Source organism: Streptomyces sp. NPDC005706 (assembly GCF_040631045.1).
In the GTDB taxonomy this organism is placed as follows: Bacteria; Actinomycetota; Actinomycetes; order Streptomycetales; family Streptomycetaceae; genus Streptomyces.
In genome coordinates, this window is the sequence record NZ_JBEXYS010000037.1 from 22786 (window position 1) to 47953 (window position 25168).

A 25168-nucleotide genomic window follows, 5' to 3' on the forward strand; every position below is an offset into this window, starting at 1 on the left:
GTCACCGGCAACTCCTATGTACCCAGGGGACATTGGCGTTTCCCGTCGCAGCCCGCGCGCCGCCCTCCGGTGCTCGCCACGCCCCAGCGCCCAGCCCCCCACGAATTCATGAAACAGGTAAAACCCTCATGTCCTGTGCACAAGACAAGAACTTGCCCAGACACCGGAGCCGGGTGACGGTGGCCGTGTACGCCGCCGATCCGGTCCTGCGCGTCGGCGTCGTCCACCAGCTGCGCCAGCGCCCCGAGGTCGACCTGCTCGACGACGCCGACGCGGGGCGGGCCCAGGCGTCACTGGTGGTCGTGGACACCGTGGACGACGACGTGGCGGCCCTGCTGGACCGGCTGCGGCTCAACACCGCCACCCGCACCGGCCTCGTGGTCGGCACCCTCGGATCCGGGGCGCTGCAACGCGTCATAGAGTGCGGCGTCGCGGCGGTGCTGCGGCGCTCCGACGCGCACCAGGACCAACTTCTCCAGCTGGTCCAGGCGATAGCCAACGGGGAGGGTGTGCTCCCCGGCGACCTGCTCGGCAAGCTGCTCAGCCATGTGAGCAGCCTCCAGCGCTCGGCTGTCGATCCGCGGGGCCTGTCGCTGTCCACGCTGACCACGCGCGAGGTGGACATGCTGCGCCTGGTGTCGGAGGGCTTGGACACCGCGGAGATCGCCCGCAAGACCTCGTACTCGGAACGGACCGTCAAGAACGTCCTGCACGAGATAATCACGCGCCTCCAACTGCGCAACCGAGCCCACGCGGTGGGCTACGCCCTGCGCAACGGACTGATCTGACACCGGCGTTGACGCCGCAGGGGCAACAAGCCGGGAGAGACCTACGGGAAACCCGCACTGCCCGAAAGCGCACCGCGCGTTTCCCTCGGGTACGGCCCCGCCGCCCTGCCGCGCCGCGCACGTCCGGTACAGGGTGGCGGAGGCGATCCGGATGGGCACATCGGGATGCCGCACCAGAATGCGAAGGGGACCGTGATGGGAACGGCTGACCCCGGCGGCCGGTACCGCCTGGGGAGACTCGGAACGTCGTTGCTGCTGCTGATCCCGCTGCTCGGGGTGACGGCGGCCTCCGGACAGGGCAGCGCCGCCTCCGCCCCGCGCGCGGCCGACGCCACGGACACCCGCGTCGCGTACGCGGGCACCCGGCACCGCAGCCTCGGCACGGTGGCCTCGACCACCTCCAGCACACCGCTGTTCGGCGACGGCCCCGTCCACAACGATGTGCAGCCGTCCGCGCTCGGTGACCAGATGGTCTTCGCGAGCCGCCGCGACGAGAAGAACCCGCAGGTCTACCTGCGGGCCGCGGACGGTTCGGTACGGCGTCTGACCACCGGCCGGGACGCGGCGCACCCCCGGCTGACGCCGGACGGGCAGTCCGTGGTGTTCGACTCGGCCGAACCCGGCGGCACCGGCGGCGGGACTCAGCGCGACGTGTGGCTGGTACGCACCGACGGCACCGGCCTGACGCGGCTCACCGACACCTCCGCCAACGAGGAGTGCCCGACGGTCTCCCCCGACGGGCAGCGCATCGCGTACAGCAGCGACAGCGATCCGCTGGTCGGGGAGCAGATCTACGTACGGCCCCTGAACGGCGGCACCGCCACCCGGATCACCTCCCCGGCGAACGGCACGGCCTCCGAGCCGGCGTGGAACCCGGTGAACGACGACGTGAACCGGGACTGGATCGCCTACACCTCCACCACCACCGAGAACGGGCAGTCCGTGCCCCGGCTGCGGATCACCAACGGGACCAGTGACGAGGCGCTGTTCGCGGGCAATTACGCGGGGTGGCGTGCCCACGGGGCATCGTGGTTGCCCGACGGGGACCAGTTGGTGTTCCTCAGCCCCGAGATCACCTGCACGTGCGAGGGCGACTACGACCACGTGTTCAAGTCGACTGCACACGCGGACACAGAGCCCGGGCTGGTGCTCAACGAGAACCGGGAGGTCCTCTCACCCACCTGGCTGGGACCGGGCAACGGCGGCGGCGTGGTGGTGGAGCGCGACTCGGCGGCCAATCCGCACGTGGTGACGCTGCAGGACGCCCGCATCGACGGGTCCGACCCACGCGACCTGAACCTGACGATCCTCAACGAGGACCCGGCGGCCGACACCAACACCGATCCCACCAAGGACCCGCTGTTCCAGCCCGCCGCCGGCTCCGACCCGTGGACCGAGCGGCAGAACTACACGCCCGACGGCCGCCGGATCGTCGTCACCCGCTTCGAGACCAACGCCGACAACCAGCGGATCGAACGGATCTGGCTCGCGGACGCCGACGGCACCAACGCGCAGGCCATGCCCCTCGCGGGACGCGGCGCGACGGACTGGGACACCGACCCGGCGTTCTCCCCGGACGGCAGGTACCTCGCCTTCACCCGGACGTCGCCGGGCGGCCTCGGGGACGCCGCGGGCCCCAGCCGCATCCTCATCGCCGACGCGGCGACCGGCGCGATCACCGGCCGGATCACCCCGCCGGCCGGGCAGCAGCAGGGCGAGGACGCCCAGCCCACCTGGTCCTCCGACGGCACCACCCTGGCCTTCACCCGCAACGAGGTGATCGGCGGGAGCGGCGGCAACAAGCACATCTGGACCGTGCCGGTGAACCACCTGGACCAGCAGCGCGACCTGAGCGCCACGATCTGCCCGGGCAACTGCCAGGTCATCGACGACAGTCCGGCGTTCTCCCCGGACGGCCTCACCATCGCCTTCAACCGCAAGAGCGGCGGCGGCGCGGTCGACGAACGCGACGGCATCCTCCTTACGGCCCTGTCGGGCGACGACTGCGAGGTTCTGCTGCCCATCGCCGCGCGCAACGTCCCCGGCGCCTGCCAGACGGATCTGCCGGACACCTCGACCACCGGTCCGTTCCAGCCCCGGGACGCCGCCTGGACGGCCGACGGCAAGGGCCTGGTGATCAGCTCCCGTGCCGAGGTCGCCGCCAACAGCCCCGAGAAACTGCGCTTGTTGGACGTCGCGTCCGGCGACCTCACCCCGCTCACCGCGGAGCTCGGGGGCCGGCAGAAGGAACCCAGCGTCCAGCAGTCCGTGGACGTCGCGGTGAACGCGCCCGGCACCGTCCCGGCGGTCACCGTCGGCAAGACCACCACCATTCGTGTCGATGTCGTCAACAACGGCCCCGGTGCCTCCCCCGGCACCAAGCTGACCATCGCCCCGCCGACCGGCGTGCAGATCACCAAGCTGACCTATCCCGGGGGCACCTGCGACGCCGCCTCCCTCCAGTGCACCGTCGGTGTCGTGCAGCCCGGCAGCACCGTGCCGGTGACCGTCACCGTCACCGGGGTCACCCCCGGCAACGCGCCGATCGACTGGTCGGTCACCGGCACCGTCCTCGATCCGCAGCCCAGCGACAACACGGGCCGCACCGTGGTGCCGGTCGTCCAGGCCATGCCCCCGACGACCCCGACACCCACGCCGACACCCACCCCGACACCCACCCCGACACCCACCTCTCCGCCCACCGTGCCCCCGACTCCGGGTGAGCCCGACGCCGGGCCCGGTCTCCGCCTCACCGCCCAGCCGAACCCCGGATACGTCGGCGGGCGCGTCGTGGTCACGTACACCGTGCGCAACGGCCGCAACGCGCTGGCGACCGGACTGCGGTTGCACATCGGCCTGCCCAAGAGCATCCCGAACAACGGGCAGCCGGAGGGCTGCGACAAGAACTGGGTGTGCGCGCTGCCGGACCTGGACCAGGGCGCGAGCACCGTCGTGCGGGTCGTCCTCAGCCCCAAGAAGGCGCTGACCACCCACGTCACCGGCAAGCTGACCACCACCGGGACGGACGCCGACAAGGGCGACAACAGCGCCCGGGAGCGGCTGCGCATCCTCCAGCCGCGCATCATCGCGGTGCCGGCGATCGGCAAGCCCGGCTTCGTCACCTCGGTGCGCGGCAAGGACTTCCCGCCGGGCGTGCCGGTGCGGTTCACCTGGAAGCCGGGGATCACCGCGGCGGCGGCGCCCACCATTGCGCTGCCGAACGGCACCTTCATCGGCCAGCTGCTCATCCTCGCCAAGGACGAGACCGGGCCCCGGATCATCACCGTCAAGGGCCCCGGGTTCTCCCCGGTGACGACCGACTTCCTGGTGGTCACCGGCAGCGTGCAGCCGCCGGACGAGGTGACCCGCCGGTGATCCACGAGGTCGACGAGGGGCTGCGCCGGCTGCTCGGCGAGTCCGGCCTGGAGGCGTCGGGCGTCGACGTCGTCTTCGACGCCCCCACCCGGGACTGGGCCGCGCGCCGCAGCGCCCCGACGGTCTGCGTCTTCCTGTACGACATCCGGGAGGACGCCGTCCGGCGCGGCAGCGGCTCCGGAGAGGTGTACGACGAGGACGGCCACCTCGTGGCGCGGCGCTCCCCGCCGCGCTGGTTCGAGCTGACGTACCTGATCACGGCGTGGGCGACCCGCCCGCAGGACGAACACCGGCTGCTGTCGCAGGTGCTCGCGACGCTGGTGAGCACCGACACGCTGCCCGCGCGGCTGCTCACCGGCACGCTCGCCGAACTCGGCCTGACCGTGGGCCTGGACACCGCCGGAACCGGGTCCGACGCACCGGCCGCCTCCGACGTGTGGTCGGCCATGGGCGGCGAACTGAAGGCCTCCCTCTCGCTGCGGGTGCGGGCGCCGCTCGCCGGCATCACCAAGGCCGCCGCGCCGCCGGTCACCGAAGGCCTCGTCGTGCGCGCCACCTCCCGCAGCGAGGACGCGGGGCCGGGGCGCAGGCTGCGCTACACGGAAACAAGTGACCCGGGTCCGGACGGCGGCTACGCCGGCCCGCGTGAACGCCCGCCCGCGCCCGCCCGTCGCCACCGCAGGGGGGGCCGCCAGCCGTGACGCACACTGCCGAGGCGGTCGCCGAAGTGGAGCACCTGTGGGTGCGGCTCCGCATGGTCGAGGAACGGGTGCGGCACGCGGTGGCCGTCCGGCGCGCCGCCGATCCCGATCCCGACGACCCTTACCGTGGCCAGTACCTCACTCCCGAGGCAGTCGCCCGCGTCCTGGACGAACCGGGTGGCCTCGACGTACCCGCTCACGAACCCCCGGATCCCCCGGCCGGCTCCGTCCTCGGCGGTCTCGCCGCGCGATTCGGCCTGTCCTCGCTGGATCTGGACCTGCTGCTCGTCGCGGTGGCGCCCGACCTGGACGCACGGTTCGAACGGCTCTACGGCTACCTCAACGACGACCTGACGCGTCGACGGCCCACGGTCGGGCTCGCCCTGGAGCTGTGCGGGCTCGCAGGGGCGGCGTCCGCGCGCTTCCGGCTGGCCCCCGAAGCGGCGCTGGTCGCGAGTGGTCTGGTGGAGGTCACCGAGCCCGAACGGCCGCCGCTGTCCCGGGTGTTGGTGGTTCCCGACCGGGTCACCGGACACCTCCTGGGGAGCGCGCAGCCCGACGCCCGGCTCGCCGGGGTGCTCGGCGAGGCCCGCGAGGACCCGACCGCCGAGGCGGCGGACGTCCACCGGGCCGCGGCCGCGGCCGGCACCGGCCTCGTCCAGCTGCGCAGCCGGGGCGGCGACGCCGAGGGGCTGGCCGTAGCAGCCCTGCACGTGGCCGGGCTGCGCCCGCTGGTCCTGGACGCGGCGGCACTCGCCCGGCGCCCCGGCGACGTACCGGCGCTCGCCCGCGTGGCCGCGCTCGAAGCCCGCCTGACGGGTGCCGGGGTCGTCCTCGGCCCCCTGGAAGCACTGCCCGGGGAACCCGCCGAACGGGCCCGCACGCTGGGGGCGTTGTGCTCGGCGCTGCGCGGGATTCCCCTGCTCACGCACGGCACCCTCGGCTGGGACCCGCTGTGGGCTGCCGACACCCCCGTGGTCCTGACCGTGCCGGCGCCCACTCCCGAGCGGCAGGCCGCGCGCTGGCGGCACGCCCTCGACCGGGCCGCCGGTGACAGCCCTGGCCATGGCTTCGGCAACGGCTCCGGGACCGGCGACGCCGATGAGCTCGCCCGCGCGGTCGCCGCGCACCGCCTGGATTCCGGGCAGTTGCGCCGCGCCGCCGACGTGGCGGTGCGCACGGCCACCCTCGCGGGCCGCCCGGTCCTCCCCGACGACCTGCGCACCGCCGTACGGGCCCAGAACGGCGCCGGGCTCGACCGGCTCGCCCGCCGCGTGGAGCCGGGAGTCGGCTGGGACGACCTCGTGCTGCCCCCGACCACTCACCGGCGGCTGCGCGAACTCGCGCTGCGCGCCCGCCATCGCGAGCAGGTGCTCGGCAAGTGGGGGATGCGGCCCGGCGGCGGCCGGGGGCGCGGCGTGATCGCGCTGTTCGCCGGCGAGTCGGGCACCGGCAAGACCATGTCCGCCGAGGTCGTCGCGGCGGACCTGGGCATGGACCTGTACGTGGTGGACCTGTCCACGGTCGTCGACAAGTACGTGGGGGAGACCGAGAAGAACCTGGAGCGGATCTTCACCGAGGCGTCCGCGGTCAACGCGGTGCTGCTCTTCGACGAGGCCGACGCGATCTTCGGCAAGCGCTCCGAGGTGAAGGACGCGCACGACCGGCACGCCAACATCGAGTCGGCGTACTTGCTGCAGCGCATGGAGTCGTTCGACGGGATCGCGGTGCTGACCACCAACCTGCGGGCCAACCTGGACGAGGCCTTCACTCGCCGCCTGGACGTGGTGGCGGACTTCCCGGTGCCCGACGCCGGCCAGCGCCTCGCCCTGTGGGAACGGTGCCTGGGCGACCGGCTGCCCCGGGCTGAGGACCTGGACCTCGCCTTCTGCGCGGACCGCTTCGAACTGGCCGGCGGCTCCATTCGGGCGTGTGCGGTGACCGCGGCCTACCTCGCGGCGGAGTCCGGCGAACCGCTCACCATGCGGCAGGTGGTGACGTCGGTGGCGCAGGAGTACCGCAAGCTCGGACGGCTGGTGCTGGAGAGCGAGTTCGGGCCGTATCTGGCGGAGGCAACCGGCGCCTGAGGGGCGGGAGACCGCCAGGTGTATTGCCCGGTGAGGTTGGTGACGCGGCCGGCGGGTGGTTTGCCCTTCAGTGCGGTGTGTCCGCGGTGGTGATTGTAGGTGTGCAGCCAGGCAGGGAAGGCGCCGCGGCGCTCTTGTTCGCTCCGGTACGGGCGGGCGTAGGCCCACTCGTCGATCAGGGTGCGGTCGGTCATACCTGCCTCGCCGAGCTGGTGGCAGCGGTTGGCTCGAGACCTGGCTCACCCCTCCACAACCTCCCGAGACAGAACAGCTAGGGCAGCTGCGCGGTCCCGTATTGCTGTGCGACGAAGTTGAACCGCAGCTTGAGCTGGTTGAACCAGTTGCCACCGGCGGTCTGCGACAGTGGAAGCCGCCACCACCTCATGCGGGTCTCGGGGAAACGCTCCTGCTCGGTCGGGGAGGGGTCGCCCAGGTAGAGCGCGTGGGCGTTCCAACCGAGCATGCCGGCGCCCCTGACGCGATCTTCCACGCCGGGGTGTGCCATCAGGAAAAGGGCCTCAAGGACGTGGTTGAGCTCGAAGGCGGGGCGTTCGAGGGAGGGGATGATACCGGCCGCGTGCGCCAGGCTCTCGATGAGCTCTACGTGGAATTCGCCGTCCCCCGCCTGCCGGATCACGAGGGTGAAACCGTGGCCCGCGTACTCGATCCGGAACACCGTCTGCGTTCTGGCGTTCCAGGATTCCTGGATCGCGTTGATCAACGTCTGCACCGCTGCCTGGAACTCCTCCAGACTGCCCGCCTTCTCAGGGTTCGGGCCCTGCGTCGGAGCGGCCTGCGGGGGGTCGGTCAGAACGGGGAAGAGCGCGTGGGCCGTGGGGAAGCAGGAGGCGTACTCGATCGGGTCCTTGAGGTTCATGTCGAGGATCTGCGCATCGATGGCGTGCGCGCCCATCGGGTCGTAGGCCGGATCGAGCAGGGCGTTCAGAACGTTCTGCGGCGTGGTGCCGACCGCGGTGGCCAGCTCCGCGACCTGGGCGTCGTACTGTCGCAGGCCGCCGGCGATGTTCACACCGATGGTGTCATCCTTGGCCCGCTGGACCGGCACGCCCTCCGCGCGCTGGACGGGCGGCGCGGAGGCGGCGGAAGTTTCCTCGGCGCAGCCTTCCTCATGCGCATGAGGAAGGCGCTGCACGGGGCGGCTCATCACCCGTGTCGCATTGCTCTCCGCCTCCCGCTCGAAGCGGTCGGACGGGTTGGAAACCCTCAGCCCCGCACCGTTGTCCGTGCCGGCCACCGGACCCTGGCGCTGCTGGACGACATGGGTGAGTTCGTGGGCCAGGGTGTGCTTGTCGCCGCCGCCGGGGCCGATGACGACATGGCTGCCGGAGGTGTAGGCGCGGGCGCCGATGGCGCGGGCCGAGCGGGCCGCAGCGGTGCCGGTGTGCAGGCGTACGTCGGAGAAGTCGGTGCTGAAGCGGGACTCCATCTCCGCGCGGATCGGCGCTGCGAGCTTTTTGCCGCCCGAGTTCAGGACCTCAGGCACCCCGGTGTCGAGCTGCTCCGGGGCGGGCGCGGTGCGGGCGCGGCGGGCGATCATGCCGGTCACCGCGGCGTTGCCCGCGCCGCCCTGCGCCGCCCGCAGCACGTCGGCGGTGAGCGGGGGCGGGACGGCGGCGCCGGCCGAGGACGTCTCCCGTCGGGCGGCGGCTGCGCCGCGCACCGGCTGCTCGGCCTCGGTCTTCCCGGTACGCCGTCCGGACCTCTGCATCTGCTGCCTCCTCGTCGGCGCACTTCTGCTGCAGCCCCCAGTCGACAGCACGAGCCGACCGGGCGTCCAGGTCCGCACGGGCAGTGCGAGGGCAAAGGCGGGTGATGTCCGGACGGTCCGTGCGGGAGGTACGGAAAGGCAGCGAGCCTGCCCCCAAACAGGTCCCCGAGTCCCTGCCGCCCACCGCACCCGCCCCGCAGACTCGGCCTGGACACAGGTGCCCCGATGAAGGAGCAAGCATGCCGACGTACCTCACCCCGGGTGTGTACGTGGAGGAGGTGCAGTCCGGTGCCCGACCGATCGAAGGGGTCGGCACCGCCGTCGCCGCGTTCGTAGGGTTCGCCGAGCGCGGCCCCTTCCACACGCCGACGCTGGTCACCAGCTGGGACCAGTACTCCCAGACGTTCGGTGGTTTCACCGAGGGCACCTACCTTGCCCACGCGGTCTACGGCTACTTCGCCAACGGCGGCGGCGCCGCGTACGTGGTGCGCATCGGCGGCTCCGCCGAGGACGCCTCCGCCCCGTCCGCGGGCGGCGGCCGGCGGCGTCAGGCCACCAAGGCCGTGGAGTCGGTGGAGCTCGGCGGCTTCCTGGTCGCGGCCAAGCCGGGCGTCTCCGGCGTGTCGGTGGAGATCGCCGACGCGGACGGCGAGAACCCGCCGGAGGACCGCTTCAAGGTCCTGGTCCGCCAGGGCGACCAAGTGGCGGAGACCTACGAGGCCTCCACCCGCAAGAACGTCAGGGGGTACCTGGTCAACCAGGCCCGCGCCTCCAACCTGATCGAGGTCACCGAGCAGCGGGGCGCCGCCCAGAGCAAGCCCGCCGCCCAGACCGTGGCCCTGCCCGACGCCCCGGGCGGGGCCGCCGCGAACGGCTCCGGCGAGGTGGTCCGCCTCGACCCCGCCGAGTACGTCGGCGACGCCGCGGCCCGCACCGGGTTCGCCGGCCTGGAGACCATCGACGAGATCACCATGGTCGCCGTGCCGGACCTGATGAGCGCCCACCAGCGCGGCGACATCGACGCCGAGGGCGTACGCACCGTGCAGCTCGCCGTCATCTCGCACTGCGAGCAGATGGGCGACCGGGTGGCCGTCCTGGACACCCCGCCCGGGCTCTCCGCCCAGCAGGTGCGCACCTGGCGCAACGACGAGGCGGGCTACGACTCCCGCTACGCCAGCCTCTACTACCCGTGGGTGCGGGTCTTCGACCCGGCCGCCGGGCACAACACCACCGTCCCGCCGAGCGGTCACATCGCCGGTGTCTGGGCGCGCAGCGACGCCGAACGCGGCGTGCACAAGGCGCCCGCCAACGAGGTGATCCGCGGCGCGGTGGACCTGGAGGTCCGGCTCAGCAAGGGCGAGCAGGACCTGCTGAACCCGATCGGCGTGAACTGCGTACGGGCCTTCCCCGGCCGGGGCATCCGGATCTGGGGTGCCCGCACCCTCTCCTCCGACCCGGCCTGGCGCTACCTGAACGTGCGCCGCCTGTTCAACTACCTGGAGGAATCCATCCTCCTGGGCACCCAGTGGGTGGTCTTCGAGCCGAACGACGACCGGCTGTGGTCCAGCATCCGGCGCAATGTCACCGCGTTCCTCACCGAGGAGTGGCGCCGGGGAGCCCTGTTCGGCCGTACCGCCGAAGAGGCGTTCTACGTGAAGTGCGACCGCGACAACAACCCGCAGGAATCCATCGACCAGGGCCGCGTCGTGTGTGAGATCGGCGTCTCGCCGGTCAAGCCCGCCGAGTTCGTGGTGTTCCGGCTGGCCCAGTTCTCCGACAGCACCAGCCTCATCGACGAGTGACCTGCGGGTCAGCAAGGAAAGGTGACAGACAGTCATGGCAACGGGCGATGCTCTTTCCACCCACGTCTTCGGCGTGCAGCTCGGTGGCTACCTGGTCGAGTCGATCCAGGAGATCAGCGGGCTGACCGTCGAGGAGGAGGTCGTCGAGGTCAAGCAGGTCAGCGCCGAGGGCAAGCAGATCATCCGCAAGCAGCCCGGAGCGCGGCAGGCCGGTGAGATCACGATCACCCGGGGACTCGACCAGAGCAGCGAGTTCACCAAGTGGATCAAGGAGACCCTGAACAACGGGGCCGTCAACACCGCTCGGCAGAACCTCACCATCGAGATCAAGGACACCGAGGGCAACACGGTCCGCCGCATTCAGCTGATGCAGGGCTGGGCCTCCAAGTGGGAGGGCCCGTCGCTGAAGGCGGGCGAGTCCGCTCCGGCCACCGAGTCCGTCACGATCACGTTCGAGGAGATCGTCGTCGAATGAGGCGCCGTACGGTCACGGCGGGCAACCTGGAGGAGATCCTCCAGGCGACGGCGCCCGCCCAGACGGCCGAGCAGCAGGCGGCGGCCACCCCGGCCGCCGCCCCGCCGCGCCGGGAGGACCACGGGCTGCGCACGGAGTTCGAGTTCGAGCTGCCGCGCGGGTACGTGGACGACGACGGCACGGTGCACCGGCACGGCTCGATGCGCCTGGCCACCGCCCGGGACGAACTGCGGCCCCAGATCGACCTGCGGGTCAAGGAGAACCCGGCGTACCTGAGCGTGGTGCTGCTGAGCCAGGTGATCACCCGGATCGGCTCGATCACGGATGTGCACGCCGGGGTCGTGGAGCGGATGTACGCCACCGACGTCGCGTTCCTCCAGGACTTCTACCGCCGGGTCAACAGCGAGGGCCACACCCGCGCCGCGGTGACCTGCCCGCACTGCGAGGGCGGCTTCGAGGTCGACCTCTCGGGTGGGCGCCTGGGGGAATCGTGACGTACGCCCTTCCCCGGCTCCGGGAGGAGATCGCGTACATCGCCTACCACTTCCACTGGCAGCGCGAGGAGATCCTCGACCTGACCCACGACGAGCGCCGGCAGTGGGTCGCCGAGATCGCTCGCATCAACACCCGTGTGAACGAAGGCGGTTGAACGCATGGCATGGCGGGACAGGCTGCGCCGCCGGGCCGCCGCGCCGGACACCGCACGCCGTCCGGGTGCGGACCGCTCCGGCGCCGCGGAGAACGGTCCGGCCGGCGACGGCCCGGACCGGGGCACATCCGGCGACGGTACTGATCGCGGCGAGTCCGGCGGCCGGGGTTCCTCCGTGCCCGGCGACTGGGACGGCGGCTGGCGTCGCACCGCGCCGCCGCAGCTCACCGTGGCCCGCTCCCCGCTCGGGGTGAGCGACGGGCTCGTCTTCCGTGCGGGCCTCGCCTCCTGGCAGAACCCGTCGTTCGACTCGGGTCTCGGCCACGCGGTGCTGTCCGCCGCCCCGACCGGTCTGGTGCGCGGCGTCGCCCGTCCTGCCACCCCGCAGGCCACCCGGGTCGGCGGGGGTCCACTGCTGCTCCGGGCGCTGCGCCCGGAGGGGGCGGGTGGCGAGGCGGACGGTGCGTTGGATGCCGGGAGTCCGGCATCCGTCGCCCCGCGGACTTCTCGTAGCAGTACTGGAGCGGCGGACGGAGGATCCGGGCGAAAGCCCGCGGTGGCGCGCTCTGGGGGCAACAGCCCGGTAGCGACGGGAAGTTCGGGCGACTCCCCACAGACCCGTGGCCTTAGGTCCGCCGATTCCCCCGCCGCGCTCTCCCCGTCCTCGCCGCCCGTCCAGCGTGCCGCGCTGCCGGGTGCCGATCCGGTCGTGACCCCCGCCGACCCGGACCATCGGACGACGGCCGCTCCGGCGATTCCTCTGGTACGGCGTGTGTCGGTGCTCCCGGGCGCAGCCGCAGGCGGTGGAGCGACCCGGCGCGTGTCGCAAGCGCCGTCCGGTTCCGGGGGCCGTACGCCTTCCGGCCCGGCCGTCCGGGCCGTCCCGGTGGCACCTTCCCTGACTGTCGCCCGGCGCATGTCCGGACCGGTACGCCGCGTCACCGCGCTGCGGCCCGCCGCCACTCCGGCACCCGGCAACGCCACCACCGCCGCCGTACAGCGCGCCGCCGTGAGCGAGCCAAGCCGCGCGCCCCTCGGCGCCCCGACGCGCGAACTGCCTTCCGAAGCCGCGCCGTTGACGGAAATCATTCCGGCGCTGCACACCACGTCCGGGCCGGCGTTGCCTGTCGTCCAGCACCAGGCGGAGGGCTCGGACGTGGTCGGTGCGCAGGGGACGGAGCCGGCTGCCTCCGGCGGCGCCCGGGTGCGCGGTGGTCTGGGTGCGCCGCTGTCCGCGCTGCCGCCGAGTGCCGAGCTGCCCGGCACCACCGCCCTCAGTTCAGGCACCTCGCCCGGTCCGACGCTGCCCGTCGTCCAGCGCCAGGCGGACGACGTGGCCGACACGCCGCGCCTGCACGACAGCGGCGCGCAGAATGCCCCGGACGGCGCCCGCGTGCGCGGCGGCCTGGGCGCTCCGCTGTCCGCGCTGCCGCCCAGCGCCGAGCTGCCCGGCTCCACCGCCCCCACTTCAAGCACCGTCCCCGGCGCGGCGATGCCCGTCGTCCAGCGCCAGACGGACGACACGGCCGGCACCTCGCGCCCGCACGAATACGGCGGCGCCCAGGGAACGGCCCACCGCGCCCACAACGGCGCCCGCGTGCGCGGCGGCCTGGGCGCTCCGCTGTCCGCGCTGCCGCCCAGCGCTGATGTGCCCGGCGCCACCGCATCCCGCGCTCCCGCTCCCGCCGTCCAGAGTGCTCCGGCACAGCAGGACGGCAAGTCCCACCCAACTCCGTTGTCGTCTAGAACAGTTGGCGACCGCACGCCCTCCACCGCCGGAGCGGACGCGCCGCTGCTGGGGGCGGGCGACGTAGTCCAGCGCCGTCCCGCGGACGACTCCTTTGCCGGGGGCGCCGCGTCGCCGGGCGTCGCGGACCACGGGAGCGGGTCCGCAACGCCGTTGGTGATGCCGTCCGCAGCAGCACCCGCGGCTGCCGTAACCCCGGAAAGCCCGGCAGGAGACGTACGACTGCCCGGTACGAGGTCCGGCGGTCAGGCCTCGTCCGGCGGGCAGCGGCCCCGGGCCCCCGGTTCGCCGAGCCCGGTCGTCGTCACCCGAGCCGTAGCCGGGGCGACCGGAGGCGCTCAGCCGCACAGTGCGCCCCCGCTCACCGTCACCCGCCCCGGAGCGCCCTCGAGCCCGGCGGCACCCCGCACCCTGCAACTGCTCCCCGCCCGCCCGCTCACCCTGAGCACCCGGGCCACCGAGGGCGCGGCACCGCCCGTCGCCGCCCGCTCCGGCGGCCGTCCCGTGGTGGCGGCGCGCTGGCCGGGCGTACCGGCTGCCCCGCAGGCTGACCCCGGGCGTCCGACGCCAGGGCCGTCCCCGGTCGCCCCGGCGACCCCGCAGGTCCAGCGGGCCGTGGCCGCGCCGCCCGCCGGACGGGAGAACGCGGGCGTACGAAGCGCCAACTCGGCAGGTCCGGCAGGTTCCCCCAGCCCCGTCCAGCGTGTCCCGGTCGTCCGGCCCGCACCGCCGGGTCAGGGGCCGGTCGGCTCGGCCCCCGCCGTCCCGGCCCGATCCCTGCCGGTCACCGCCCCGCAGGCGCCGCCGCTCGCGGACCGCCCGGCGAACGCCCCGGCATCGACTCAGCCCGTCCCCGTGGTTCTTCCGGTGACCGGCGGGAGCGGCCGGACGTCGACCCCCATCCAGCGCGACATCACCGACACCACCGGCGCCGGCCTGCTCATGGGGGCAACGACGAAGGCGGAGCCGGACCGGGCCCGCGAACGTTCGCGACCGGCCGCCACGCCGTCCGCCGCCGGCCTGCTCATGGGCGACACGGCGAAGGAAGTCCCGGCGCACGGCCGTTCGCGCTCGTCCTCCACCTCATCCGCCTCCGGCAAGAACGCGGAGCAGCGCGCCGAGGCACCGAAGGACCCCGGTCTCGACCTGGACGACCTCGCGCGGCGCCTGCTCGACCCGATGGCCCGGCTGCTCCGCACCGAGCTGCGGCGCGGCCGGGAACGCACGGGCCGCCCCTACGACGGACGCCGCTGAGGGCGTGGAACGTGAGCGCACGGAACGGATGACGCACGCATGACCGACAACATCTTCGCCACGAGCGTGTTCTTCAAGCTCGCCATCGGCGGCAACGACCTGGGCGCCTTCCACACCTGCTCCGGCATGGGCGCCGAGGTCGAGATGGAGAGCTACGCAGAGGGCGGCAACAACGGGTTCACCTGGCAACTGCCCGGCCGCGTGACCTGGTCGAACATCACGCTGAGCCGGCCGGTCACCGCCGATACGGCGAAGATCGCCCGCTGGCTCGACGAGACGCTGAAGCGGGTGACGCCCAAGGACGGCGAGATCGTGGCGCTGAAACCGAACCTGACCCGGATCATCAGCTGGCAGGTGTCCGGGATCGTTCCGGTGCGCTGGCAGGGACCCTCCTTCGACCCCGCCAACTCCGAGGCGGCGGTGGAGACCCTGGAGATCGCCCACCAGGGGCTGCGCCCGTCCTGACCCGCCGTCACGCACCGCTCCCACCCGCCGCCCCTGAGACTTACCCCTACCCCCCCCGGAAAGGAGGTCCCGACATGTGTGCAGCGCTCCGCTCCAGTCGGACCAGGGCCCAGCTGACCCTGAAGGAGCCACCGACCTCCGTCGGCGCGAAGCCCGGCGGGACGATCACGCAGCTCAACCTCCAGTTCAACCCCTCCACGCTGCAGTTGAGCAAGACCACCGAGTGGCGGCGCACCCCGTCCCGGATGGCGGGGGAGTCCGCGCTGCCCGAGTTCGTCGGCAGCGGCCCGCGCACGCTGAGCCTTGAGGTGTTCCTGGACGCCACCGCCACCCACGACAACTCCGTGGAGAAGGCGGTGGAGAAGCTGATGAAGGGGTGCGTGCCGACCAAGGCCAGCCTGGGCCGCAAGAAACCGGCCAGCCCCTGGGTGCGGTTCGAATGGGGGACCGCCCGGACGACCTCCTTCGACGGGGTGCTCTCCAGCCTGTCGGTGTCGTACACGCTGTTCGACGTGGACGGAAAGCCGCTGCGGGCCACCTGCTCGCTGTCCATCGAGGAGGCGAGTGTCGATCCGCCGGGCCAGAACCCGACGTCCGGCGCGCGCACCGCCCGCAGCACGCACATCGTCGTGGCGGGCGACAGCCTGGCCCTGCTGGCCTGGCGGGAGTACGGCGACGCGACGGCCTGGCGGGCCATCGCGGAGGCGAACGACATCGACGACCCCATGGCGCTCGAACCCGGCACCGAACTGGTGGTGCCGGGGCTCAGCGACGCGGGCGCTGAGGAGGAGCGGTGACCACACCCGAGGCACGGGGTGGCCGGTCGTTCGCGGCGGACCCCGTCGTGGAGACGCCCGGCGAACTTTCGCCGATCTGGGCCGCCCAGCTGGTGAGCTGCGTGGTCGACGAGAACGTGGGCCTGCCCGACGCGGCGGTGCTCACCTTCCGCGACCCCGACCACGAGTTCCTGCAGTCGACCGGCATCACCATCGGCACCCCGCTCAAGGTGTCGGTGGTCACCGTGTCCGGGCAGGCGCGCGAGCGGCTGTTCAACGGCGAGGTGACCGGCATGGAGGTCGACCGGGACAGCACCGGCTCGTTCACCGTGGTGCGCGCCTACTCCAAGGCGCACCGCCTGCAGCGGGGCCGGAAGGTGGTGGCGTACCGGAACATGACGGCGTCGGCGATCGTCCGCAAGGTCGCCGCCGGGGCCGGGCTGACCTGCGGGACCGTGGAGGCCGCGCCGGTCACCTACAAGCAGCTCTCGCAGGCGAACGTGTCCGACTGGGACTTCCTGCAGTTCCTGGCGGGCGAGAGCGGCGCGCAGGTGCGCGTCGACGACAAGGGCGTGCTGCAGTTCACCAAGCCCGAGAAGGCGTCCGGCGCGCCCGCGCCCTCGACCCCGGCAACGCGGAACCCGATGGTGCTGGAGTACGGGCGGAACCTGCTGGCGCTGCGGGCCTCCCTGTCGGCCGCGGACGGGGCCTCGCAGGTGGAGGTGCGCGGCTGGGACGTCACCACCAAGAAGCCGCTGGTGGCCCGCAAGCCGTCGGTGAACAGTGACACGGTGGTGCCGGGGCTGAGCCCGGCGCTCGCCGCCCGGTTCGGCAAGTCGTCGAAGCTGACCGTCACGGACACCCCGTACCGCACCCAGGCCGAGACGACCGCGGTCGCCGACGCCGTGGCCGATCAGGTCAGCGCGGGGTTCGGCGAGTTGGAGGTGCTGGCCGAGGGCAACCCCCGGCTGCGGGCGGGCAAGCCCGTGGCGCTCGGCAACGTCGGGCAGGCGTTCTCCGGCAAGTACACGGCGACGGCGGTGCAGCACGTCCTGGAGCCGCACGGCGGATACCGGACGACGGTGTGGGTCAGCGCCAGCCCGGACCGCTCCCTGACGGGCCTGGTGACCGGTGCCAACGCGCCGGGCCGCGGCCCGCGCATGCCGGGTCTGGCGATCGGCGTGGTGACGGACGTACGCGAGCCGGGCGGCGCTCAGAACGGCGGGGTGCGGCTGAAGTTCCCCTGGCTGGACGACACTTACGTCACCGACTGGGTGCGCACCGTGCAGTGGGGCGGCAAGGGCGGCGGGGGAGTGGTGAGCCCCGAGGTCAACGACGAGGTCCTGGTGGGCTTCGAACAGGGCCTGCTGGACAGCCCGTACGTCATCGGCGGCCTCTACAACGGCGTGGACAAGCCGTCGCCGCACGACATCCCGCTGATCGACAAGACCACCGGGAAGGTCAACCGCCGCTCCATTGTGTCGCGTTCGGGGCACCGGGTCGAGTTGCTGGACGCGAGGGCTCCGGGCAGGTCGGGCGTCCGGCTCAGGTCCGCCGACGAGCGCCTCGAAGTGTTCCTCGACAACCGGCGCGACCGGATCGAGCTGACAGTGTACGCCGCGAAGGGCGGTACAAAACCCCTCTCCTCCGTCGTGCTCGACAAGAACGGCATCACCCTGGACGCACGACAGGGCGACGTGAGCGTGTCGGGCCGGAACGTGGACATCAACGGCAGGGTCGGAGTGAAGATCGGCGGCCGCACCGTGGACATCGACGGCAGCCAGTACGTGAACATCAAGGGCCGCACGGGCGTCACCGTCGACGGTGGTCTGCTCGGCGTCCTCAAGGCCAAGCTCATCCGGATCAACTGACCTCAGTCCCCTACCTGCCGCAAGGAGCACCGCATGCCAGCCGCAGTCCGTACCGGTGACCCCACCAACCACGGCGGTGTGATCGCCACCCCGCCGCCCGGCGCGGCCCTGAAGGTGGCGACCGTGCTGATCGGAGGCCGCCCCGCCGCGGTCGTGGGCAGCGTGCACACCTGCGCCATGCCCCCGCACCTGGCCCTGGGGCCGGGCAACGTGATCATGCCCAACCCGGCCGCTGTCACCGCGGGCATGGTCCTCATCGGCGGGCTGCCGGCCGCACGCGCACGCGACCAGACGTCGTGCGGCGCGCAGATCGTGACCGGCGCCATGAACGTCCTGATCGGGGGCGTGTGATGAGCGAGCGGTTCATCGGACGGGGCTGGGGCTTCCCGCTGCGGGTCGGGCCGACCGGCGGCATCGGCATGGTCGAGCGGGAACAGGAGATCGAGGAGGCGATCCGCCTCGTGCTCGGCACGGCACCCGGCGAACGCCCGATGCGCCCCGAGTTCGGCTGTGGCATCCACGACTACGTCTTCGCCCCCGGCGACGGCGCCACCGCCGGACGTATCGCGCAGCAGGTGCGCGAGGCCCTGGAGCGGTGGGAGCCGCGCATCGCGGTGGACGACGTGGTGGTGGCCTTCGACGCGATCGAGGACGGCACCCTCTACATCGACGTGCACTACACCCTGCGTTCCACCAACGACCGGCGCAACCTGGTCTTTCCCTTCTACACGATCCCCTCCGAGGAGGGGGCCGAGGAATTGGTCGCCGACTGATGGCCCTGCCCTCCCCCAACCTGGACGACCGCCGGTTCCAGCAACTCGTCGACGAGGCGAAGCGGTACGTGCAGCAGCGCGCCCCGGAGTGGACCGACCACAACGTCTCCGACCCGGGCGTCACCCTGATCGAGACGTTCGCCTATCTCGTGGACCAATTGCTGTACCGGCTGAACCGGGTCCCGGACAAGAACTACACCGCGTTCCTCGACCTGTTGGACATCCGGCTGTTCCCGCCGGCCGCGGCCGGCGCCGAGGTCGACTTCTGGCTGTCGGCGCCGCAGCCCGACACAGTGGTGCTGCCAGCGGGCACCGAGGTAACGACCGTGCGCGGCGAGAGCGACGAACCCGTGGTGTTCGCGACCACGGACGAACTGCACGTCGTTCCCAGCGAGTTGACGCGTCTGGTGACCGCGCCCCGGACCGGCGAGCAGACCGACCGGACCAGGGAGATCAACGAGGGCAGCGACGTGCCCTGCTTCCAGGCGGCACCGGAGCCGGGCGACGCGCTGCTGTTCGGCCTGCCGACGGCGGTGCCGCGCTGCGTCGTCGCGTTGCACCTGGACAGCCGCGTCGAGGGCGTCGGCGTGGACCCGCGCCAGCCCCCGCTGGTGTGGGAGGCGTGGGACGGCGGCGGCTGGCGGGTGTGCGAGACCGGCGAGGACACCACCGGCGGCCTGAACCGGCCCGGCGAGGTCATCGTCTACGTACCGGCCGGGCACACGGCGTCGGTGATCGGCGGCGCCCGGGCCGGCTGGCTGCGCTGCCGCGTCACCGAGGCGGAGCCGGGCCAGCCGTTCTACTCGGAGTCCCCGACGGTGCGCGAGGCGGCGGTGTTCACCGTGGGCGGCACCATGTCCGTCGAACACGCCGAGACCGTGACCGACGTGCTGCTCGGCACCTCGGAGGGGGTCGCCGGGCAGACGTTCCGGCTCGGCCGCCCGCCGGTCCTCCTCGACGGTGAGCCCCCCGTGGTGGAGGTGTCCTCGGCCGAGGGCTGGCAACGCTGGGAGGTCGTCGAACACTTCGGCCGCTCCGGGCCCGACGACCGGCACGTCCGCGTGGACGCCACCAACGGCGAGTTCGGCTTCCCGCCGGTGCTGCGCGAGCCCGACGGCACGCTGCGGCAGTGCGGCGCCGTACCGCCCAAGGGCGCCCAGATCCGGGTGGCCCGCTACCGCACCGGTGGCGGCCCGGCGGGCAACGTCGCGCGCGGCGCGATCTCCGTGCTGCTCAGCTCCGTTCCGTACATCGCCCAGGTCACCAACCGGGAGGCGGCGCGCGGCGGTGTCGCCGGCGAGACCCTCGCCAACGCCAAGCTGCGGGCTCCGGACGCCCTGCGGATGCAGGAGCGCGCGGTGACCGCCGAGGACTACGAGGTCATCAGCCGCCAGGCGGCGCCCTCGGTGCGCCGGGTCCGCTGTCTGCCCGCCGCGGAGGGCGGCGCGGGTGCGGTACGGGTCCTGGTGGTGCCGGACGCGGTCGCCGACGAGGGCGACGACCGGCTCCGTTTCGAGCAGCTGATCCCCTCCGACCAGGTGCTCGAGGCGATCACCGCGAGCCTCGACGAGCGACGCCTGATCGGCACCCGCCTCGTCGTCGAGCCGCCGGTCTACCAGGGCGTCACCGTCGTGGCCCGGCTCGCGGCGGCACCGGGCGACACCGACAGAGTGCGCGACGCGGCGCTCGCCGCACTGTTCCGCCATCTCAACCCGCTGCACGGCGGACCGGACGGCACCGGATGGCCGTTCGGGCGGCCGGTGCAGTACGGGGAGGTGTTCGGCGTGCTGCAACGCGCCACCGGCAACGCGCTGATCGAGGAGATCCGGCTGTTCGCCGCCGACCCGATCACCGGGCGGCGCGGCGCTCCGGTGGACCGCGTCGACGTGGCCGCGGGCGCGCTGGTCTTCTCCTACCAGCACCAGGTGGTCGTCACGGCCGTCGAGCCGGAGGCGGGGGGATGAGCCGGGCCGCCGTACCCGATCTGCCGAGCCGCCACCCGATCGGCGGGCAACTGCCCGCCCTGTACGCCGACGACGACTTCGCGCAGCGCTTCACCGCCGGCCTCGACACCGTCCTCGCCCCGGTGTTCGCGACCCTCGACAACCTGCCCGCCTACCTTGATCCCCGGGTCGCCCCGACGGACTTCCTGGCCTGGCTGGCGTCCTGGGTGGGCGCCGACGACGACCCGCAGTGGCCCGTGGAACTGCGCCGCGAGGCGGTCGTCCGCGCGGTGGAGCTGCACCGGTGGCGCGGCACCAGGCGCGGCCTGGTCGAAGCCCTGCACCTCGCGCTCGGCGTGCACGCCGAGGTGACCGACGACGGCGGCGCGTGGTGGTCGAACACCGCCGGAGCCGACCTGCCGCCCGAGCCTCCCGGCGAGCCCCTGGTCCGGGTGTGGCCGGACCGCGAGGCGCAGGTGGACGTGCACCGCGTCCGCGAGATCGTCCGGGCTATGTGCCCGGTGCACACCGTCTGCCGGGTGGAGGTCCTGCCCGGCCCACCCGCCGACGAAGGGAGGTGACGCCATGCGCGCATGTCCCGCCTGCGGGGCGTCCAACAGCCCCGGGGACGACTTCTGCGGCAACTGCGGCGCGTACCTGGGCTGGTCGGACGATCCGCCGGCCGCGAGCACGCCAACGGCCACGTCGCCGGAACCGGAGCGGTTGGAACCGCAACCGAGCACACCCTCGCAGCCCCCGGCCGCCCCGGATCCCGCCCCGGCCCCCGCATCGCCTACGGCGGACGCGTCCACGTCCGCCGCACCTCCCCGCACCTCGTCATTGCGCAGCCGGCTGACCGGCCGGACCCGTAGCGAGGCCAGCGGGCCGAGCGCGGCGCAGGCTCCTGCCTCACATTCCGGCGCCGACGAGGGTCCGGATGCCCGGCCCGGCCAGGACGACATGACGAGCCCTCCGCCCCAGGCCGGACCCGCCGACGCCCGCACCGAGCTCTCCGTCCCCGAACACCGCCCGGCGAGCGGCGACGAGGAGACCCCCGGGACCGCCGAGACCCCCCGCACCGACGAAGCCCGAGAAGCTCCCCCCACCACGCCACCCGTGCCGTCGACGCCCGCGCCCACGGCGGCACCCGTGTCCGCCCGCTCAGGAACGGCCGACGGGTCCACAACCGCCGTACCCCGTACCGGAGATGAGCCCGCTTCCCACGTATCCGTTGCACCACCACGACCCCTGCAGGCCCGGGCCGCACCCCCGCACCGCCCCACCGCACCCCCTCCGAGCACCCGGGAAGCGACAGGCCCCCGGCCCCCGGCCGCCCCCGAGGCACCGGCGCCGGAGCCCATCGTGGCGGTACAGCCCGCGAAGCCGCAGGCTCCACGCCCCGTAGTACGGCCCGCAGCGGTGACGGAGGAAGTGGAGGGGAGGCCCTGTCCCTCCTGCGGCACGCCCAACCAGCCGGACCGCCGGTTCTGCCGGCGCTGTGCGGCCCCGCTGAAGCCCACCGCGAAGGCCGACCCGCTGCCGTGGTGGCGGACCGTGTGGCCGTTCCGCCGCCGGGTGCGGGCGAGTTCGGGCCGGGGGGTGCGGCTCCTGGTGATCCTCGCCGTGGTGCTGGCTCTGTGCGCGGGCGCCGTCCTGCTGCTGCCGGCCGGACGCGCCCTGTTCGAGGACACCCGGGACAAGCTGTCCGACCCCAAGCCCGTGACCCCGGCACGCACCAGGGCGAGCGCCGAGGTCCCCGGGCACCCGGCGAAGAACACCACGGACGGGCTGGCCAACCGCTACTGGGGCGCGCCCGCGCCGGGCGCCTCGGTGACGTACACCTTCGACAAGCCGTTCCGGATGGTCGACCTGCTCATCACCAACGGCGCATCCAAGGCACCGGAGGAGTACGCCCGCGAGGGACGCGCACTGCAGATCGACCTTGAGGTGACGACGCAGGACGGCGAGCGGTACGACAAGCAGCTGACCCTCAGCGACAAGCCGGGCTCGCAGCCATTCCCCACCGGAATCAGCGACGTGAAGACGGTACGCCTGGTCCTGCGCTCGGCCACCGGCCTGGCACCGGGCCGCCATCTGGCTCTGGCGGAGGTGGAGTTCTTCCAGCGGTCCTGATCGAGCGACATCGAGCGATACGGAGGCTTCGGCATGCGCGCGAGGAAAGAAGAGCCCCGGTCCCAGGACGGGACCGCCCCGACCCGGGCACCGGGACCGGCTCACGGCCGTCGCACCGGAGCCAGGCTGCCCGCCCGGCGTCCGGCGCCCGCGGCCGTGGCGGCCCTGCAGGGCTCGGCGGGCAACCAGACGGCGGTCCGCATGCTCCGCCGGGGAGGCACGCAGCCGGTGCAGCGCTCCTCGGCGCCCGAGGCGCTGCGCTTTGCCGGAAGTCCGCTCGCCGAGCACGTCCGCGCCGAGATGGAGGCCAGGCCCGGGCGCGGACTTCTCCGACGTACGGCTGCACACCGGCACGGTCGCGCAGCGCTCGGCGCACGAGCTGGGCGCGCGGGCGTAGAAGGCTTTCGGGGGCAGCGCCCGCGGTGAACAGGTCCAGCAGGGCCGGCCAGTGACCGTCGGCGGCCCCGGCACGGGCACCGTGCCGGTGGTGCTGAAAAATGTGTGATCACCATCGCCGCTTCTCACGGGCGATCCAGCCCTTCGTCCGAGCCAGTTGCTGGCGCGTTATCGCTAGCGGCTTCCGCCATGCCGGTATAGCGTTGTGATCAGCAGTCGTGGTTCCGAAGTTCCGTTCGCCCGTGATCGCCATCACGGGCGTTCTTGCTGTTCAGCGCCTCTCCGGACCAGGGCGATCACCTCCCGTGCGTGCAGGGTGCACGCCCGGTTTCCCTCGAAGGAGACAGTCATGGCCAAGGGCACTGTGAAGTGGTTCAACAGCGAGAAGGGCTTCGGCTTCATCGAGCAGGAGGGTGGCGGCCCCGACGTCTTCGCCCACTACTCCAACATCGCCGCCCAGGGTTTCCGTGAGCTGCAGGAGGGCCAGAAGGTCGAGTTCGACGTCACGCAGGGCCAGAAGGGCCCGCAGGCGGAGAACATCCGCCCCGTCTGATCGCGCGCCTCGGTAAGGCCCGGCATCCCGGCTTCGGGACGCCGGGCCTGACTGTCTGTCGGAGTGGTCAGCGGGCGGGATCCGATCGGCCTCTCGGGTGGGTCCCCATGAGCCGCTGTGTCACTGCCCCGTCAGCCAACCGATTCGGCTCCGTCAGCCCCACCACCGCGAACGACGTCCGTGCCGAGCTCGGCGATGTCGTTGACTTCGTGCTGGACGGGGGCCCCTGCGAGGTCGGCGTCGAGTCCACCATCGTCGACGTCACCGGCGAGATCCCGACCATCCTGCGGCCTGGCGGGGTGACGCGCGAGGACCTCGAAGCGGTGCTGGGGTGCCCGCTCACGGTCCCCTCGACCAGCCGCGTCCCAGTGCCGGGCCAGCATCCGTCGCACTACGCGCCGCGGGCGCGGGTCGTCCTTGTCGAGCCCGAGAAAATCGTCGCCGAAGCGCAGCTCGCGCAGGAGCTGGGGCACCAGGTCGGCGTCTTTCTGCCTTTCTCCTTCGCCGACGCTCCGGGGAAGGCGCACGCCGTGGTGGCGGTCCCCGATTCGATGGCCGCTTACGCGCGCGGGTTGTACGGCTTCTTGCGCGAACGCGACCAGCAGGGGTGTGACCTCATCATCGCCTCCTTACCGGTCGAGGAGGGACTTGGACTGGCCATCGCCAACCGGCTCCGCCGCGCCGCCGGCCCCCGGCCCACCGTGTGACCAGCGTGGACGCTGTGTGCTCTCACTGCTCCCGGAGGCGAGGGCGGGGCGTATTGACGGCGAACCCGAGGGGGTCCTCCACGTACACGCAGGTCCTCTGACCGCGGCATATCACGCGGCGCGACCCACGGCCGGGCGGTCAGGACGCGGTGCGAACCGCCGCATCAAGGCCGCGGGAGGCGACGAGCTGTGCACTGCCGTCGGCCAGCCGGTAGGACAGGCCCACCACGCCGAGGCGGCCGTCAGCCACCCGCTCGGCCAGGACGCGGGAGCGTTCCAGCAGCAGGTCCACGGTGTGCTCGATGTGCTCGGCGAGGATCTCGTCGGCTGTCTCGCGTCCGGCGGCGCGGGCTGCCAGCACGCTCGGGGTTACCCGTTCGACGACGTCCCGGACGAAGCCGCCCGGCGTCTGCCCGTTCTCCAGGGCGGAGCAGGCGGCGGCGACGGCGCCGCACGAGTCGTGACCGAGGACAACGACCAGCGGTGCGTTGAGCACTGCCGCGCCGAACTCGATGGAGCCGAGCACCTCCGTACCGGCGACGTGGCCGGCGGTGCGGACCACGAACAGGTCGCCCAGGCCGCGGTCGAAGATGATCTCGGCGGCAAGCCGGGAGTCGGAGCACCCGAACAGCACGGCGAACGGTTTCTGGGACGGTGCGGTCTCGGTGCGGCGGGTGGCGTCCTGGTTCGGGTGCTCAGGAGTGCCGGCGACGAAGCGCTGGTTGCCCGCCATGAGCAGCTCGAAAGCGTCGCGGGGCGTCGGCGTCTGGATCTTCTCGGTCATAGCGGCAGACTACGAGGCGGCCTCAGCGGTCGCACCGCCTGGTCCAGCCGGAGCTCGCCGGATCTGGCCACGCTATCGATTGCGCGGTCCCGAACCGACGGTGTCATCGGCTCCTGCAGCTGACGCGAGCACCCTGATGGCCCGCCGACTCACCCGCGGC

General features: G+C 72.8%; 21 protein-coding genes and 2 pseudogenes. 20 read left to right on the plus strand and 3 right to left on the minus strand.

Features of this window, described 5'->3' with window-relative positions:
• Positions 1-128 precede the first annotated feature (128 nt).
• The 4 genes from ABZ478_RS34575 (at position 129) to ABZ478_RS34590 (ending at position 6951) form a co-directional block, all read left to right on the plus strand.
• Complete coding sequence (locus ABZ478_RS34575) at positions 129-788, plus strand: response regulator transcription factor (RefSeq protein WP_359555931.1); 660 nt, start codon at positions 129-131, stop codon at positions 786-788.
• Between the two features lie 195 nt (positions 789-983).
• Positions 984-4163 (plus strand): hypothetical protein, encoded by a 3180-nt coding sequence (locus ABZ478_RS34580; protein ID WP_359555934.1) that lies wholly within the window; start codon positions 984-986, stop codon positions 4161-4163.
• Positions 4160-4864 (plus strand): DUF4255 domain-containing protein, encoded by a 705-nt coding sequence (locus ABZ478_RS34585; RefSeq protein ID WP_359555936.1) that lies wholly within the window; start codon positions 4160-4162, stop codon positions 4862-4864. Before ABZ478_RS34580 ends, ABZ478_RS34585 begins: the two co-directional genes overlap by 4 nt.
• 53 nt (positions 4865-4917) lie before the next feature.
• Positions 4918-6951 carry an ATP-binding protein gene (locus ABZ478_RS34590; protein ID WP_359556014.1) on the plus strand — a complete coding sequence of 678 codons (2034 nt, stop codon included), beginning with the start codon at positions 4918-4920 and terminating at the stop codon, positions 6949-6951.
• A 17-nt stretch (positions 6952-6968) separates the two neighbouring features.
• Here ABZ478_RS34590 and ABZ478_RS34595 read toward each other — a convergent pair.
• A pseudogene (locus ABZ478_RS34595) lies at positions 6969-7152 on the minus strand (integrase core domain-containing protein); the annotation flags it as partial.
• Positions 7153-7222: 70 nt separating this feature from the next.
• On the minus strand, positions 7223-8680 hold the full coding sequence (locus tag ABZ478_RS34600) for a DUF4157 domain-containing protein (RefSeq protein WP_359555939.1): 1458 nt from the start codon (positions 8678-8680) through the stop codon (positions 7223-7225).
• A 239-nt stretch (positions 8681-8919) separates the two neighbouring features.
• On the opposite strand from ABZ478_RS34600, the gene ABZ478_RS34605 reads away from it, so the two are divergent.
• From ABZ478_RS34605 to ABZ478_RS34680, 16 genes and pseudogenes are all read left to right on the plus strand, one after another.
• Positions 8920-10482 (plus strand): phage tail sheath family protein, encoded by a 1563-nt coding sequence (locus ABZ478_RS34605; RefSeq protein ID WP_359555941.1) that lies wholly within the window; start codon positions 8920-8922, stop codon positions 10480-10482.
• Between the two features lie 34 nt (positions 10483-10516).
• Positions 10517-10957 carry a phage tail protein gene (locus tag ABZ478_RS34610; RefSeq protein ID WP_020938519.1) on the plus strand — a complete coding sequence of 147 codons (441 nt, stop codon included), beginning with the start codon at positions 10517-10519 and terminating at the stop codon, positions 10955-10957.
• Positions 10954-11451 carry a hypothetical protein gene (locus tag ABZ478_RS34615; RefSeq protein ID WP_359555943.1) on the plus strand — a complete coding sequence of 166 codons (498 nt, stop codon included), beginning with the start codon at positions 10954-10956 and terminating at the stop codon, positions 11449-11451. The genes ABZ478_RS34610 and ABZ478_RS34615 overlap by 4 nt, the downstream gene beginning before the upstream one ends.
• Positions 11448-11606, plus strand: a complete 159-nt coding sequence (locus ABZ478_RS34620; protein ID WP_020938517.1) for a DUF6760 family protein — start codon at positions 11448-11450, stop codon at positions 11604-11606. Before ABZ478_RS34615 ends, ABZ478_RS34620 begins: the two co-directional genes overlap by 4 nt.
• 916 nt (positions 11607-12522) lie before the next feature.
• Entirely contained in the window at positions 12523-14607 is a 2085-nt protein-coding gene (locus tag ABZ478_RS34625; protein ID WP_359555946.1) for a hypothetical protein, read from the plus strand.
• A gap of 39 nt (positions 14608-14646) precedes the next feature.
• Positions 14647-15072, plus strand: coding sequence for a phage tail protein (locus ABZ478_RS34630; RefSeq protein ID WP_359555948.1), 426 nt, complete (start codon positions 14647-14649; stop codon positions 15070-15072).
• A 74-nt stretch (positions 15073-15146) separates the two neighbouring features.
• Positions 15147-15869, plus strand: a complete 723-nt coding sequence (locus ABZ478_RS34635; RefSeq protein ID WP_020938514.1) for a LysM peptidoglycan-binding domain-containing protein — start codon at positions 15147-15149, stop codon at positions 15867-15869.
• Positions 15866-17719 carry a VgrG-related protein gene (locus ABZ478_RS34640; protein ID WP_359555950.1) on the plus strand — a complete coding sequence of 618 codons (1854 nt, stop codon included), beginning with the start codon at positions 15866-15868 and terminating at the stop codon, positions 17717-17719. The genes ABZ478_RS34635 and ABZ478_RS34640 overlap by 4 nt, the downstream gene beginning before the upstream one ends.
• 33 nt (positions 17720-17752) lie before the next feature.
• Positions 17753-18070, plus strand: a complete 318-nt coding sequence (locus ABZ478_RS34645; RefSeq protein ID WP_359555953.1) for a PAAR domain-containing protein — start codon at positions 17753-17755, stop codon at positions 18068-18070.
• Entirely contained in the window at positions 18070-18492 is a 423-nt protein-coding gene (locus tag ABZ478_RS34650; protein ID WP_020938511.1) for a GPW/gp25 family protein, read from the plus strand. Before ABZ478_RS34645 ends, ABZ478_RS34650 begins: the two co-directional genes overlap by 1 nt.
• A complete protein-coding gene (locus ABZ478_RS34655) occupies positions 18492-20456 on the plus strand; it encodes a putative baseplate assembly protein (protein WP_359555955.1) in 1965 nt (654 codons plus the stop codon). The genes ABZ478_RS34650 and ABZ478_RS34655 overlap by 1 nt, the downstream gene beginning before the upstream one ends.
• Positions 20453-21016 (plus strand): phage tail protein, encoded by a 564-nt coding sequence (locus tag ABZ478_RS34660; protein WP_359555957.1) that lies wholly within the window; start codon positions 20453-20455, stop codon positions 21014-21016. Before ABZ478_RS34655 ends, ABZ478_RS34660 begins: the two co-directional genes overlap by 4 nt.
• A gap of 838 nt (positions 21017-21854) precedes the next feature.
• Positions 21855-22568 (plus strand): zinc ribbon domain-containing protein, encoded by a 714-nt coding sequence (locus ABZ478_RS34665; RefSeq protein ID WP_359555959.1) that lies wholly within the window; start codon positions 21855-21857, stop codon positions 22566-22568.
• A 262-nt stretch (positions 22569-22830) separates the two neighbouring features.
• Complete coding sequence (locus tag ABZ478_RS34670) at positions 22831-22965, plus strand: DUF4157 domain-containing protein (RefSeq protein ID WP_359555961.1); 135 nt, start codon at positions 22831-22833, stop codon at positions 22963-22965.
• Positions 22966-23313: 348 nt separating this feature from the next.
• Positions 23314-23517 carry a cold-shock protein gene (locus tag ABZ478_RS34675; protein ID WP_020120296.1) on the plus strand — a complete coding sequence of 68 codons (204 nt, stop codon included), beginning with the start codon at positions 23314-23316 and terminating at the stop codon, positions 23515-23517.
• A gap of 119 nt (positions 23518-23636) precedes the next feature.
• Positions 23637-24224 (plus strand): annotated as a pseudogene (locus ABZ478_RS34680) (Sua5 family C-terminal domain-containing protein); the annotation flags it as partial.
• Positions 24225-24363: 139 nt separating this feature from the next.
• On the opposite strand, the gene ABZ478_RS34685 reads toward ABZ478_RS34680, so the two are convergent.
• Positions 24364-25008, minus strand: coding sequence for a carbonic anhydrase (locus tag ABZ478_RS34685; RefSeq protein WP_359555964.1), 645 nt, complete (start codon positions 25006-25008; stop codon positions 24364-24366).
• Positions 25009-25168 lie beyond the last annotated feature (160 nt).

Coding starts and splice junctions, on each gene's coding strand:
- ABZ478_RS34615 (WP_359555943.1), top strand. CDS start 10,954: ATGAGGCGCCGTACGGTCACGGCGGGCAACCTGGAGGAGATCCTCCAG.
- ABZ478_RS34655 (WP_359555955.1), top strand. CDS start 18,492: ATGGCCCTGCCCTCCCCCAACCTGGACGACCGCCGGTTCCAGCAACTC.
- ABZ478_RS34660 (WP_359555957.1), top strand. CDS start 20,453: ATGAGCCGGGCCGCCGTACCCGATCTGCCGAGCCGCCACCCGATCGGC.
- ABZ478_RS34580 (WP_359555934.1), top strand. CDS start 984: ATGGGAACGGCTGACCCCGGCGGCCGGTACCGCCTGGGGAGACTCGGA.
- ABZ478_RS34650 (WP_020938511.1), top strand. CDS start 18,070: ATGAGCGAGCGGTTCATCGGACGGGGCTGGGGCTTCCCGCTGCGGGTC.
- ABZ478_RS34575 (WP_359555931.1), top strand. CDS start 129: ATGTCCTGTGCACAAGACAAGAACTTGCCCAGACACCGGAGCCGGGTG.
- ABZ478_RS34610 (WP_020938519.1), top strand. CDS start 10,517: ATGGCAACGGGCGATGCTCTTTCCACCCACGTCTTCGGCGTGCAGCTC.
- ABZ478_RS34635 (WP_020938514.1), top strand. CDS start 15,147: ATGTGTGCAGCGCTCCGCTCCAGTCGGACCAGGGCCCAGCTGACCCTG.
- ABZ478_RS34605 (WP_359555941.1), top strand. CDS start 8,920: ATGCCGACGTACCTCACCCCGGGTGTGTACGTGGAGGAGGTGCAGTCC.
- ABZ478_RS34625 (WP_359555946.1), top strand. CDS start 12,523: ATGTCCGGACCGGTACGCCGCGTCACCGCGCTGCGGCCCGCCGCCACT.
- ABZ478_RS34685 (WP_359555964.1), bottom strand. CDS start 25,008: ATGACCGAGAAGATCCAGACGCCGACGCCCCGCGACGCTTTCGAGCTG.
- ABZ478_RS34645 (WP_359555953.1), top strand. CDS start 17,753: ATGCCAGCCGCAGTCCGTACCGGTGACCCCACCAACCACGGCGGTGTG.
- ABZ478_RS34590 (WP_359556014.1), top strand. CDS start 4,918: ATGGTCGAGGAACGGGTGCGGCACGCGGTGGCCGTCCGGCGCGCCGCC.
- ABZ478_RS34675 (WP_020120296.1), top strand. CDS start 23,314: ATGGCCAAGGGCACTGTGAAGTGGTTCAACAGCGAGAAGGGCTTCGGC.
- ABZ478_RS34600 (WP_359555939.1), bottom strand. CDS start 8,680: ATGCAGAGGTCCGGACGGCGTACCGGGAAGACCGAGGCCGAGCAGCCG.
- ABZ478_RS34630 (WP_359555948.1), top strand. CDS start 14,647: ATGACCGACAACATCTTCGCCACGAGCGTGTTCTTCAAGCTCGCCATC.